Below are 11794 nucleotides of genomic sequence, written 5' to 3'. Positions count from 1 at the left end.
ACCGGGCTGACGGTCAAGACCATCCGGTTCTACTCCGACCGCGGGATCGTGACGCCGATCCGTCGCAGCCCGGCAGGCTACCGCCTCTACGGCGCCGAGGCCGCCGCCCGTCTGGAACTGGTACGGACCCTGCGCGACCTGGGCCTGGACCTGGCCACGATCCGGAAGGTCGTGGACCGGGAACTCTCGCTCCCCGAGGTCGCGGCGGCACACGCCGACGCCCTGGCGGTGCAGATCCGCACGCTGCGCCTGAGACGGGCGGTGCTGGCTGCGGTGGCCGATCGCGGGGCGACTTCCGAGGAGATGGATCTGATGCACAAGCTGGCCAAGCTCTCAGGTGAGGAACGCCGCACCCTGATCGGCGACTTCCTCGACGCCGTCCTCGGCGGTTCCGCCGCCGACCCAGTGTTCGCCGGGATCAGACGCTCGATGACCCCCGAACTGCCCGACAACCCCGGCACCGAGCAGCTGCAGGCCTGGGTGGAACTGGCCGAACTCTCCCAGGACCCGGGCTTTCGAGCCGCTCTGGGGAGGACGGTCCAGCAGCACACGTACGGCCTCGCCGAGGGCGGGCCGTCCGGGCCGCCCCGCCCCGACCCCGTCGCCGTCGTCCGCGACCGGGTCGCGCCCGCCCTGGCCGCGGGCATCGAGCCGGTCTCCGCCCGGGCCGAGCCGACCGTAGCGGAGCTGACGGCCCGCTGTGCGGACGCGGTCGGCAGCCCCGACGACCCGGACTTCCGCCGCCGGTTGGTCGCCCGGCTGGAGAGTGCAAACGACCCCCGGCGGCAGCGCTATCTCGAACTGCTGGCAGTGGTCAACGGCTGGACGCCACCGGACGATCCCGCGCCTGCGATCGACTGGACCCTTCGGGCGCTGCGTGCCCGGCTCCCGGAGGACCGGCAGTGAACCCGGCCGACCGCCCGCCGCCGCCGTGCTGGGAACGGCAGTTGGCGGGCGCTAAGCGGCTTGCTGGGTTCGGCGGTAGTCACGTGGTGAGATCCCGTACGCGGAGCGGAACAGGCGGGTGAAGTGCTCCGGGTGCGCGAAGCCCCATCGGTTGGCGATCGCGTAGATGGGACAGCTGCTGGAGGCAGGGTCGGCGAGGTCACGGCGGCAGCGCTCCAGCCTGCTCTGCTGGATCAGGCTGGAGACCGTGGTGCCCTGCCGTTGGAAGAGCAGGTGGAGGTAGCGCACGGATATGTGGTGGGCGGCGGCGATCGCCGGAGGCCCCAGGTCCGGGTCTGCGAGGTGCTGGTCGATGAAGGCACGGATGCGGGTGACCAGGACGCTCTGCCTGGTCTCCGGTGACAGGGCGTCCACTGCCTCGCCCAGGTCCGCGAGGAAGGCGGCGGCCAGCTCCAGTGCGGCACCGCCCAGGTGCACGGCTTCCGACGGTCGTAGTTGTGGGCCGCGGGCGACCGTCTCCGTGAGCAGCCGGGCCAGCAGGGCGCCGACGCCCTGGTGGGCCGGCAGCCGGGAGCCGATGAAGCGGACGGCCTGACGCTCCGAGAGGGGCATTGCCGTACGGGGAACCTGCAGGACGAGGTGGCTGACCGTGCCATGGGCGGCCGCGGCGTGCGCCGCATAGGGGTGCCAGGTGCCGAACAGTTGCATGTCCCCGGCGGCTGCGGTTCCCTGGCGGCGCCGGTGTTCCAGGGTGACGGTGCCGCGCAGGACGAGGGAGAGCTGGTACAGGTCAGGGTCGGAGCGGCGGACATGGACCGGCAACCGGTGACCGGACATGGGGGTGTAGTGCATCTCCGTGACCTGGACCGGCCCCAGGGCGAGCTGCCGTATGCCACCCCGGAACTCCTCCGGGTGCGCAGTGGACAGGCTCAGCGGAAGGAGGCCCCGTCCGCTCACCTCACACCACTGCTCGAACCGGCTGTCCGGCGGAAAACTGTCGCTGTTGAACACATCCTGGATCAACCCGGATCCTTTCCACGGCGCATCATGATCGCGAAAGGCCGCTGAGGAGTCGAGCGCAGGTCACCTGCTGAGACTCCCCGCGCGGACCGGCCGGCACAGCCCTCCGATCCGGGGCGATGCCGGGCTCCGGGCGCCGCTGCTTCGAGCCCACCGGACGTGTCCTGATGTGACCCCGCTCGGATCTGGTTGTCCGTACGCGACCGGACCTGTACGTGTTTCTGCGGACGCATCCACGCGAGGGCGGGAGCAGGGCTTCAGCAGGTGCGACGACGCCCCCGGTCGCTGCTGCGGCACGCCTTCGGCATTGCGCTGTGAGTCAAGATCCAAGCACCTGGGGTCCTGGTGCCCAGGTGGACGCGCGACGAGACTCGTGGTGCAGCGGCCCGGCACCCACGTAGCCCGTGGTGCCGGTATGGGGGGAGCCGCTGACCAAGCAGGACAGCGAGGCCCGGGTCCGGAAAGGGCTCGGGCAGTCGCCCTACGGGAGCTGATACGAGTACACGCGCCGCTGGACCGGCGCGGCTCCCCTCGAAGGAAAGGACTCGGTGAGGAAGAAGATCGCTGCTCCGGCCGCCGTTGCTGTCACGGCAGGCGACCTCGGCCTGGCCACGGGGGGAACCGGCGCGGCCGCTGCGCCCACGCCGGCTGCGGCCACCTGAGCCGCACCGTCCGACACGGCGGCGCCATCAGGACACCGGCGGGGAACTTGCCGAGGAGCGCCCGGTCGCGCGCGCTGACGCCCTGTGCACGCCCGGTGTCCGTGGCGGTCCGTCAGGTTCCACCCGTCCCGCCCCGGCGCGGGCTGCTTTCGTCCGGTGGGTGCGGCGCGGCGGCGGTCGCGCCGCACCCACCGGATCAAGGTCCCAGGCCCGGGAGCAGGTACCCGTGGCGCGCACCGTCTCTCAGTCCTCCGCGTCAGCGAACTCCTCCGCGAGCGCGCGGTGCCTCTCCGCAGCCTGCCTCGCCCGGGCAGGTCCGACCGCCGATCCCGGCATGCCACCCAGGCGTTCGACCCACTCCGGATGCGGCGGGGCCCCGAGAGCTTCGCGGTCAGTGCTGCGGGGCCTTGCGGCCGAGGGCGAGGGCGGCGGCGTGCAGGGCTAGGACCAAGCCGGACAGCAAGGCGAAGTGGACGGCCCAGGCGCCGGCCATGGTGGGGCCGCCCCAGGACGTCTTGGTGTCCGGCTGGGCCAGAGGGAAGCAGACTCCCCGCACCAGGAAGTCGAACCAGAGCACGACGGCGGCCAGGGACATCACGAACCCCAACAGCATGCGAATCACACCGGATTGGCGCACGTTCAGCAGGCCTACCGGGGCGAGCAGCAAGCGGCGCACGATTCCACCCGTCATTCGTTCTTCTCCCGTCCTTCGCGTCGTCTCGGCAACGTGACCATCCTGCTCAGCCACCGCAGGACCGGGTACCGGGTGCACCCCCCACTTACCCCTGAACCGCCCCGGAAGGGTTATCAGGAACGGCCCCGCTCCGGGTGCCCCGGCCCCTGGTCGTCAAGGCGAGCACTCAGGCGATACGTGAAGGCGCCGGTGACCAGGACGGCGGCGGGTTCTCCTCGTCGTGGTCGATCAGGAGTGGCCAGCGGTCATGCCACCACCGTCCCTGCTCGGACCACCGGCTCACCTGCGCATTCGGCGCATTGGTCGGTCCCGTCGCGGCCCGGTAGCGGGCATCCAACTCCTCGAGCCGCTTCTGGCAGGGCGTTCGCATGGCCGCGGTGAGGATCGGCATGGCGTGGTGGAGCCAGTCACAGCAGGCCAGGTCACTGTGGTACTCCCAGACCCAGGTCGTGTCGAAGCCCTCCTCGACGCCCACCACCAAGTTCTCCCAGGACTTGATCCTGCGGTAGAGACTCGGAGCTCCGCCGAACAGCTCAGCCGGAAGCTGCTGGGCGCGATCGGCGGACGCGTAGTCCTCAGCAGTGAGTAGCGAAGCTTCCACGCCGCACGGCGTTCCAGAGGCAGCCCTGCACGTCACCCGCCAAGTGCCAGGCGAACAGCCGCTACTGGTGAAGATGATCTGCATACCGCGGCACGTCAGAGGCCGACACCGATGGCTCCGACCGACTTCTGGTCAGGCGTGATGAAAGCCCGAGGCCAAGGGCGGTGCCGCCTCGACCGGTTCCTCCAACCGCTGACGCACCGTGACGCCGTGACCCTCACTCGATCCCCAGCGGCCCGATGCCGAGGTCCTCGCGCATGACGCGGCGCAGCGCGGCCATGGCCTTGCGTCGCTGCGCTATCAGGGGTGCCTCCTCGGCGGCACCGACAGCCATCCCCCGGGCGTAGGAGTCGCGGATCAGACGCAGGCTGCGGAACGCCTCGTTCCCCGCCGCCACGACCTGTGGCGGGCCCACCAGCCAGAGACGTTCACTCGCGGTGTAGAGACCCGTGCCGCGGACGGCCTCCCGTACCGCCGCATCACGTGCCGACCCGGACATGTGGTCACCCAGGGCCACGGCCCGGATCTCCTCGCCCGCGGCCTTGAGCGCGGAGACATAGAGGGTGTACACCTCGCGCCGTACTTCCAGCGCGTGACGCACCTCCTCGCGCCGCCACCTGTTGCGATCGGCGAGCAGGGTGGCGGCGATGCCGATGACGGCACCGGAGAGGGTGGAGAGCAGGGGCATCCAGTCCATGGGCGGCAGCTTTCCCCAACCGGCGCACCGGCACCCGTGTTCGGTGCCTCCGCGGAGCGGCCGCCGGTGGCCCGGGGGCACGCTGCGACGCCGGAGACGGACGGCCGCTGTGCCAGAAAATGGAGTTGAGTGTCCGTCACCATGGCGGTCGACCTGGCGGGGGACGGCCGAGCCGGGCCTCGCCGGAGGTGGGTGCGGCTGTTTGAATGCGCCCATGAGCTTCTTCGTACGCGCGCGTTTCGCCGTCCGTGACCGCCGGAACGCGGAGTTCGAGCACCTGGTGCGCGCGCACTCCGCGCGCAGGCGGAGGACGAGCCCGGCACCCTCACCTACCGGTGCTTCCCCGCCGGGCCGGGCAGCTATCTGGTCCTGGAGGAGTACACCGACCCGGCTGCGGCCACCGCGCACAACGAACGTGCGGCCGAGCTGCTGCACCGCGTGGGGCAGTGCGCGGAGATGCTGGAGGCCGAGATCTACGGCGACATCGGCCCCGGGATCCGTGAATGGGCCAGGGCGCATCCCGGGGTGACGACCTACGCCGATCTGCCTGAGCCCGGCGCCCGGGACTGATCAGGGCCGGTGCGCCCCCCCGGTGGTGGCCGTCCCCTGCCGGCCGCCCGCATCCGTCCGCCGGTTCTCCGGCGCCTCGTCGCAGTACGCGCGCAGTGCCTCCGCGGTCGCCCCGTCCACCGGCAGGAACGCCTCCAGCTTCAGCTCGGCGAGCGTGACGTCCACGGCGGTGGCGAAGGTGGTCACGGTCGTCATCAGGTGCAGCTCCCCGAGGGAGCTGCGCAGCCGCAGCGGTACCGCGAAGCCCAGATGGCCGGCCGAGGGCTGCGGGTCCGGGACATACGGCAGAAGCTCGGCGCGCAGCTCGGCGAGGTGGCCGATGCGCTCCAGGATGTGCCAGGCCCAGGGGGCGAAGTTGAGGATCCGGGGGGCGATGCCGCGGGGGTGGAGCGCGAGCCGGTAGGCGTTGGCGCCCGGGCGGGCCAGCTCCTCGGCTGCGCCCTCGCTGATGATGCCGAACGCCCGGTTGCGGGCGACCATGCCGCCGTTCCGGTCCACGACCAGCGCGGGGTAGGGGAGATGGCCGGTGAGGATGTGGTCGATCGCGGTGCGCACCGGGGCCAGGGCGGGATCGTCCAGGGAGGTCTCCGGGTACACCGGTGCGTAGCCGGCCGACAGCAGCAGCTCGTTGCGCTCCCGCAGCGGCAGCTGCAGGGACTCGGCCAGGCGTACGACCATGCTGCGGCCGGGCGCGGAACGCCCCGACTCCATGAAGCTCACATGGCGCTGGGTGGTGCCGGCGCGCAGCGCGAGGTCGAGCTGGCTGAGACGGCGTCCGGTACGGCGTTCTCGGAGCGCATGCGGGAAGTCCACCACCCTGTTGTAGCCGTGCCGGGAGGGCGTGGCCATTCCCTCCGGGGAATTGTGGGCGGTACCTGCCGGCGGGCAGCCTCACCGGCATGGACATCGGTGTGCTTCTTCCGACCGGCAGGGCGCAGTGGGGAGCGGGTGACGAGCCCCGGGAGCTGCCCGCCTTCGCGGTGCGGGCCGAACAGCTCGGCTTCTCCTCGCTCTTTGTGAACGACTCCCTGATCAGCCCGCGCATCGAGGCGTTGACGATGCTCGCCGCGCTGGCCCCGACGACCGAGCGGGTGACCCTCGGCACCGCCGCACTGCTGCCCTTCCTGCGGCGCCCCGTGCAGGCGGCCCAGACGCTGGCCTCGATCGACCTGCTGTCGGGCGGCCGGCTGGTGGTCGCGGTCGGCGCGGGCTTCCCCGGACGCTTCGGACAACCCTTGTACACGCTCTCCGAGGTGCCCTGGGAGCGGCGCTTCACCCGCCTGGACGAGACCGTGCGACTGTGGCGGGCCCTGTGGGACGGAGCCTCGGACTTCCACGGGGAGCTGCTGCACTTCGACCGGCTTCCGCCCGCCACAACGCCCTTCCGGCCGGGCGGCCCGCCCGTCTGGCTGGGCGGGGCGACGCCCGCGGCGCTGGCCCGCACCGGGCGGATCTACGACGGCTGGCTGCCGTACCCGCCCCGACCCGCCGACTACGCGACCGGTCTGACGTCGGTACGGAAGGCCGCGGCCGAGGCCGGACGCCCCGAGGGGGCCGTCACCCCGGCGCTGTTCGTGTCGGTACGCGTCGACCGCAGCGTCGAGGCCGGCCGGCGCGCCCTCGGCGACTGGGCGCAGGCCAACTACGGCATGCCGTTGGCCGAACTGGAGAAGATCCAGGCGGTGGTCACCGGTACGCCGGAGCAGGTCGCCGACGGCCTCGCCCGCTACGTCGACGCCGGGGCGCGCCATCTCGTCGTCCGCCTGGGCGCCCTCGACCTGCGAGGGCAGCGCGAGCAACTGGAACGGGTGGCCGCACTGCTCCCGCGGCTCAGCGGCGTCTGAGGGCCGGGGCCGCCTGCGGCGGGAGGGATCGGCGGGCGTTCAGGGGAGGGCGTGGACCGCGGCCTGGACGGCGCGGGGCTGCCCCAGCAGGTCGGTGCTGTCCGCCCACTGGTCCACGCCCCCCACCAGCGGCAGCCCGGCCAGTTCCGGGTCGGTCACGGTCCGCGCGAGGGCCTGGGCGAAGCGCTCGGCGTGCAGGACCAGGAAGGGGCGCGCGTGGTAGGGACGGCGCCCGGGGTCCAGCGGGGGGATCAGCCCGGAGGCGTTCTGCAGCGCGGCGACGGCCTCGTAGGCGGTGCACAGGTGCGCCTCCCGCTCGGGGTGGCCGGTCGCCGTCAGCGCGCCGCGCAGGGCCGGGGTGAGCCGTTCCGCGGCCGGCAGCCGGCTGAACGCCGTGCCGAGCCACTTGCCGTAGGGCGCATAGCGTCGCTCCAGCAGCAGGCACAGGCGCATCAGGTCCCGGACCAGCCGGGCGGCCACCACGGCCGAGCCCAGGTCGTCACCGACCTCCGCGCAGCGCCCCACGAACGCCTCCTCCTGGGAGATGCGCTGCCACTGGCACGCCAGGAGGTACCGCCAGACCTGCTCCGGGTACCACTGGAGCCGCTGCCGTACGGCGGTGAGGGTGCCGAGTCCGTCGTGGTACACCGCACCGCCGGTGACCTCGGCGAGCCGTTGCTGGGGCATCGCCAGCCAGGCTCGGCTGCTCGGCGTCGCGTCGGCCGCGGGCAACCCGAGCTGCCCGGCCAGCCATCGGTCCAGGTCGAGGATCGCCACCCGGTGGTTGACCGGACCGTCGGACCGCTCCATCAGCCCGACCGGGTCCAGCGGGTCGCCGCTCTCCCGGAAGTGGGTGGGCCAGCCCCGGATCTCCTTGGGCAGTCGCTCCGCGAGGAGACCGTGGAGGTCCGAGCCGTGCCGGGCGTGGTCCGAGGCCGTCAGGAAGACCTCCAGCCGGGGGCCCCACTCGTGGTCCGCGGACCGCGGTGTGTCGAAGCCCAGGACCTCCGAGCCGCTGCCGACCCGGGCGGCGGCATGGCGCAGGCCCGGGAGGGCCTCCTCGAGGATCGGCCGCACGGCCTCCTCGTACAGGATCCTGGACAGTTCCAGACCGGGCAGGAACGCGGCTCCGGAGATCGTCATGGGGCAACTGTGCAGGACGCCCTCCTGCCGGACCAGCGATTATCCGCCCGCGCCCGGGTGGGAACGGCGGCGTGGCGACGGCGCCCGGACCGCCGCGGACGGTCCGGGGTCGCGGTGCGGGTCAGGCCCGGCGGTCGTGGTCGGCGAGGACCTCGGTGATCACGTGGTGGTTGGTGGCGGCCCGCTGCGGGTCGGTGTCGATGCACTCGCTCAGTACCAGCAGGGACTTCCACAGCGCCCACCCGCGGGCCCGCGCCCAGGTGGCGTCGTCCTGGCAGACCGCTTTCCGGAAGGACTCCCGGCTGTCGCCGGAGAACAGCGTCCAGGCGATCACCAGGTCGCAGGCCGGGTCGCCCACGCCCGAGGTGCCGAAGTCGATGACGGCTGTCAGCTCCCCGTCCCGGACCAGCAGGTTGCCCGAGGCGATGTCGCCGTGGAACCACACGGGGGCGTCCCGCCGTTCCGTCGCGAGCGCCGCGTCCCAGACGGCGGCGGCCCGACCGGTGTCGACCCGGCCGCGGAGCGCGGCCAGGCAGCGGCGGGTCTCGTCGTCGTAGTGTGCGGGCGAGGCGCCCCGGTACCAGCTGTGCGCCCCGGCCGCGGGTCCGCCGGTGGCGTCGCAGCGCTGCAGGGCCACGAGGAACTCGGCCACCTGGACGGCGAACCGCGGCATGTCGTCGATCCGCCCGCGGTCGGCGGTCTCGCCGGGGAGCCAGCCGCGCACCGACCACGGGTGGGGGTACCCCTCACCGGGGACGCCCTTGGCGAGGACGGGTGGAACGGCGACCGGCAGTGAGGGCGCGAGCCTGGGCAGCCAGTGGTTTTCCTTGTCGACGGCGGCGACATAGCCGGGGGCCGTGGGGAGGCGGACGGTCATCCGGTCGCCCAGGCGATATGTCCTGTTGTCCCAGCCGTCCACCTCCACGGGGGTCACCGGCAGGCCGTCCCACCGCGGGAACTGAGCGGCGATCAGGCGCCGCACGAGGGCGGCGTCGATGCCGGCGCGGCCGTCGGGCGGGGTGTGGGCCATGGGGCGATCATCCCGGGGTCCGCCGGGCCGGGCAAAGGATTATCAGGCGGCGTACCGCGAGGGGCCCTCGGTGGACCGAGGCCCGCCGACCGGCGCCGCCTGTGTCCGCAGGCGCCCCGGTGCCGGGCCCTTCGAGCCCGGGCTCGGAACCACGGCCTGGTCCCGGGCGCGGGCGACTCCGAGGTGTCAGGTTTCCTTGACAACGATCGCGCTGTCAGGAGATCCTGACGGCATGGGTGATGAGCAGACACCGGCCGCCCGACTGGCGGCGCAGGTCACCAACAAGGACCCCGCCGTCGGACTGCAGGCGGTCGTCGCGCTGCGGCGCCTCCTGGAGGAACTGGAGCGTCTGCACGTGGACAACGCCCGCGAACAGGGCTGGACATGGCAGAGCATCGCGGCGGCTCTGCGGGTCAGCAGGCAGTCCGTGCACGAGAAGCACGCAAGCAGACGCAAAGCGATGGGCAAGGAGGACTGACGTGTTCGACCGATTCACCGAGCTCGCCAAGCGCGCCGTGGTGGCCTCCCAGGATGTGGCGATCTCACTGGGCCATGACTTCATCGGCACCGAGCACATGCTCATCGGTCTGGTCCAGACCGCGGGCACGGCAGGCGAAGTGCTCCGCCGGCACGGGGTGGAGCTGTCGCAGGCCCGGGAGCAGTCCGTCCGGCTGCTGCAGGAGGCCGGGGTGACCGCGACCGGCGCGCTGGCCGCCAAGGACGCCCTCGCCTCCATCGGCATCGACGTCGCCGAGATCCAGCGGCGGGCCGACGACACCTTCGGCCCCGGGGCCTTCCACTTCCCGCGGCCCGCCTACACGCCGGAGGCCAAGAAGGCGCTGGAGCTGACCGTACGGGAGGCGGCCGACCTGGGGAGCGAACCCATCGACACCGAACACATGCTGCTCGGTCTGCTGGCGGCGGGCGAGGGCATTGCCCTGCAGGTACTGGCAGCGCTCGGCGTCGACACCGCGGCGCTGCGCCGGGACGTACTGGACCAGGTGGCCCGGCAGTCCTCCGCGGAGCCGCAGACCTGAGCGGGGCCGCATCCGGCGCCGCCCCCGCATTCCCGCCGCCCCGCTCGGCCGAACCCACCGGCCGGGCGGGCGGAGCGGCGGGGCCGTCCCGGGGCGGCGGACGACGCTGCCATCATGACGCCATGGTCATACTTTCGGCTGTCGCCTCGTTCGCCGCCGTCGCGGGTCTGCTCACCGTCATCCCCGGCCTCGACACGGCCCTGGTGCTGCGCAGTGCCGCCACCCGCGGGCGCGCGCACGCCTTCGCCACCGCCCTGGGCATCGGCACCGGGGCTCTGACCTGGGGGGCAGCCGCAGCCGGCGGTGCCACCGCGCTGCTGACGGTCTCCCAGGAGGCGTACACCGCGCTGCGCATCGCCGGTGCGGGCTATCTGCTGTGGATGGGCATCGGGATGCTGCGCGCCCTGCGCCGGGAGCCGGCCGTCCCTGAGGTGCGCGCCGAGCCGCGCGCGGCGCGGTTGTCCGGCTCGTACCGGAGGGGCCTCACCACCAATCTGCTCAACCCGAAGATCGGTGTCTTCTACACCGCGATGCTGCCGCAGTTCATCCCCGCGCACACCCCGCACCTCGCCATGGGACTGCTGCTGGCCCTGGTCCATGACGTCGAGGGCATGGTCTGGTTCGCCCTCCTGATCCTCGGCACCGAGCGCCTGGGCGCGCTGCTGCGGCGCCTGCGGCTGAAGCGGCGCACCGTGCAGCGCTCCCTGGACGCCGTCACGGGAACGGTGCTGATCGGCTTCGGCCTTGACCTGGCGCTCTCCGAGCACTGAGCCGACGGGAGGCCGACCCGCTCCGGTGTCCCGCCGGGCTGATGCCCCGTCCGCCCGGCTGCCGAGACCGACAAGGGCCGCGAGGTGCCCATCGCACGGCCCTCCGCAGCGGAGGGCTTCCCGTGTGGGTACGGGGGTACGCTCGCCCCACCCGGAGGACCCGGCGGGAGGAGCGTGCGGTGAACGACGAGGAGCGGAGCGCCCCCACTCGTCAGCCCGGAGCGCCCGCCGGGGCCGCACCGGCCGGACCCGGGAACGACGCGGCCCCGGCCGGCCAGGGGACCGTGGTGCTGTCACGGGTTCAGGACGGTTACCGGGATGCGCTGCGCCGCTACACGGTGCTGGTCGACGACGCCACGGTGGGCACCATCCGCCGGGGGCGGACGCTGCGCCTCGCCCTGCCCGCGGGACCCCATCGGCTGCAGCTGAAGGTCGACTGGTGCGCCAGCAGGCCCCTCACCGCCGTGGTCGAACCGGGCGGGACGGTCTCCTTCGTCTGTTCACCGGGCGGTGACGCATCCGAAGGGCTGGGCGCCGTCGGCGCGGGCAGAGACGACTACATCACCCTGCAGCAGACGCCGGAGCCGGTCGTCGTCACCAGGACCTCCCCGGACCGCAGGACACGCTTCCTGCTGGGTGCGGCCTTCGGCTTCTTCGCCGGTGCCCTCACCCTCGTCGCGGCCCTGGTCTGGCACTTCACCGGTGCGGCCCCCAGGGCGGACGAGGCCGTCGCCGGTACGGGCCTGGTCGTCACCCTGGGGTCCATGACCGCCTTCCGGTTCGGCCGGCGCCGCGACCCCGCGCGGCGGCGTCGCAACTG

The 11794-nt window shown here is 72.9% G+C and carries 14 protein-coding genes; 7 read left to right on the top strand and 7 right to left on the bottom strand.

What is annotated here, in order from left to right; genetic code table 11:
• The coding region (locus AOK09_RS06385; RefSeq protein ID WP_063795858.1) for a MerR family transcriptional regulator at positions 1 to 906 on the top strand (906 nt) is incomplete at its 5' end.
• A 51-nt stretch (positions 907 to 957) separates the two neighbouring features.
• On the opposite strand, the gene AOK09_RS06380 is transcribed toward AOK09_RS06385, so the two are convergent.
• The 4 genes from AOK09_RS06380 to AOK09_RS06365 form a co-directional block, all read right to left on the bottom strand.
• Positions 958 to 1929 carry an AraC-like ligand-binding domain-containing protein gene (locus AOK09_RS06380; RefSeq protein ID WP_055586130.1) on the bottom strand — a complete coding sequence of 324 codons (972 nt, stop codon included), beginning with the start codon at positions 1927 to 1929 and terminating at the stop codon, positions 958 to 960.
• A 1050-nt stretch (positions 1930 to 2979) separates the two neighbouring features.
• Positions 2980 to 3201, bottom strand: coding sequence for a hypothetical protein (locus tag AOK09_RS06375; RefSeq protein WP_157875811.1), 222 nt, complete (start codon positions 3199 to 3201; stop codon positions 2980 to 2982).
• A 247-nt stretch (positions 3202 to 3448) separates the two neighbouring features.
• The gene (locus AOK09_RS06370) at positions 3449 to 3883 is read right to left on the bottom strand and encodes a hypothetical protein (RefSeq protein WP_055586128.1); all 435 of its coding nucleotides are present in this window, start codon (positions 3881 to 3883) and stop codon (positions 3449 to 3451) included.
• Between the two features lie 217 nt (positions 3884 to 4100).
• A complete protein-coding gene (locus tag AOK09_RS06365) occupies positions 4101 to 4580 on the bottom strand; it encodes a hypothetical protein (protein WP_055586127.1) in 480 nt (159 codons plus the stop codon).
• A 438-nt stretch (positions 4581 to 5018) separates the two neighbouring features.
• Between AOK09_RS06365 and AOK09_RS43080 the strand changes: the two genes are divergently transcribed.
• Entirely contained in the window at positions 5019 to 5150 is a 132-nt protein-coding gene (locus tag AOK09_RS43080; RefSeq protein WP_265736707.1) for a hypothetical protein, read from the top strand.
• Here AOK09_RS43080 and AOK09_RS06360 read toward each other — a convergent pair whose 3' ends face one another.
• Complete coding sequence (locus AOK09_RS06360) at positions 5151 to 5963, bottom strand: helix-turn-helix domain-containing protein (protein ID WP_079062803.1); 813 nt, start codon at positions 5961 to 5963, stop codon at positions 5151 to 5153.
• 86 nt (positions 5964 to 6049) lie between these two features.
• Here AOK09_RS06360 and AOK09_RS06355 point away from each other — a divergent pair, with 86 nt between their 5' ends.
• Complete coding sequence (locus AOK09_RS06355) at positions 6050 to 6994, top strand: LLM class flavin-dependent oxidoreductase (RefSeq protein WP_055586126.1); 945 nt, start codon at positions 6050 to 6052, stop codon at positions 6992 to 6994.
• 39 nt (positions 6995 to 7033) lie between these two features.
• Here AOK09_RS06355 and AOK09_RS06350 read toward each other — a convergent pair whose 3' ends face one another.
• Together AOK09_RS06350 and AOK09_RS06345 are read right to left on the bottom strand one after the other, a co-directional pair.
• Positions 7034 to 8137 carry a DUF4037 domain-containing protein gene (locus tag AOK09_RS06350; protein WP_055586125.1) on the bottom strand — a complete coding sequence of 368 codons (1104 nt, stop codon included), beginning with the start codon at positions 8135 to 8137 and terminating at the stop codon, positions 7034 to 7036.
• 121 nt (positions 8138 to 8258) lie between these two features.
• On the bottom strand, positions 8259 to 9167 hold the full coding sequence (locus AOK09_RS06345) for an aminoglycoside phosphotransferase family protein (RefSeq protein ID WP_055586124.1): 909 nt from the start codon (positions 9165 to 9167) through the stop codon (positions 8259 to 8261).
• Between the two features lie 232 nt (positions 9168 to 9399).
• Here AOK09_RS06345 and AOK09_RS06340 point away from each other — a divergent pair, with 232 nt between their 5' ends.
• The 4 genes from AOK09_RS06340 to AOK09_RS06325 all read left to right on the top strand — a co-directional run.
• Positions 9400 to 9645 carry a hypothetical protein gene (locus tag AOK09_RS06340; RefSeq protein ID WP_055586123.1) on the top strand — a complete coding sequence of 82 codons (246 nt, stop codon included), beginning with the start codon at positions 9400 to 9402 and terminating at the stop codon, positions 9643 to 9645.
• A 1-nt stretch (position 9646) separates the two neighbouring features.
• Complete coding sequence (locus AOK09_RS06335) at positions 9647 to 10204, top strand: Clp protease N-terminal domain-containing protein (RefSeq protein WP_055586122.1); 558 nt, start codon at positions 9647 to 9649, stop codon at positions 10202 to 10204.
• A 122-nt stretch (positions 10205 to 10326) separates the two neighbouring features.
• Positions 10327 to 10974: a LysE family translocator gene (locus AOK09_RS06330; protein WP_055586121.1), complete on the top strand. Its 648-nt coding sequence runs from the start codon at positions 10327 to 10329 to the stop codon at positions 10972 to 10974.
• 179 nt (positions 10975 to 11153) lie between these two features.
• Positions 11154 to 11794: hypothetical protein (locus tag AOK09_RS06325; protein WP_055586120.1), on the top strand; the 641-nt coding region annotated here is incomplete at its 3' end.

This window comes from Peterkaempfera griseoplana, from assembly GCF_001418575.1.
Classification (GTDB): domain Bacteria; phylum Actinomycetota; class Actinomycetes; order Streptomycetales; family Streptomycetaceae; genus Peterkaempfera; species Peterkaempfera griseoplana.
The sequence above is the reverse complement of the archived record's forward strand: the minus strand, read 5'-3'. Positions and strand labels throughout refer to the sequence as shown.

Bases quoted from the DNA above. Each gene is read 5' to 3' on its own strand.
- AOK09_RS06330 (WP_055586121.1), top strand. From the start codon at position 10,327: ATGGTCATACTTTCGGCTGTCGCCTCGTTCGCCGCCGTCGCGGGTCTG.
- AOK09_RS06350 (WP_055586125.1), bottom strand. From the start codon at position 8,137: ATGACGATCTCCGGAGCCGCGTTCCTGCCCGGTCTGGAACTGTCCAGG.
- AOK09_RS06365 (WP_055586127.1), bottom strand. From the start codon at position 4,580: ATGGACTGGATGCCCCTGCTCTCCACCCTCTCCGGTGCCGTCATCGGC.
- AOK09_RS06340 (WP_055586123.1), top strand. From the start codon at position 9,400: ATGGGTGATGAGCAGACACCGGCCGCCCGACTGGCGGCGCAGGTCACC.
- AOK09_RS06345 (WP_055586124.1), bottom strand. From the start codon at position 9,167: ATGGCCCACACCCCGCCCGACGGCCGCGCCGGCATCGACGCCGCCCTC.
- AOK09_RS06375 (WP_157875811.1), bottom strand. From the start codon at position 3,201: ATGCTGTTGGGGTTCGTGATGTCCCTGGCCGCCGTCGTGCTCTGGTTC.
- AOK09_RS06355 (WP_055586126.1), top strand. From the start codon at position 6,050: ATGGACATCGGTGTGCTTCTTCCGACCGGCAGGGCGCAGTGGGGAGCG.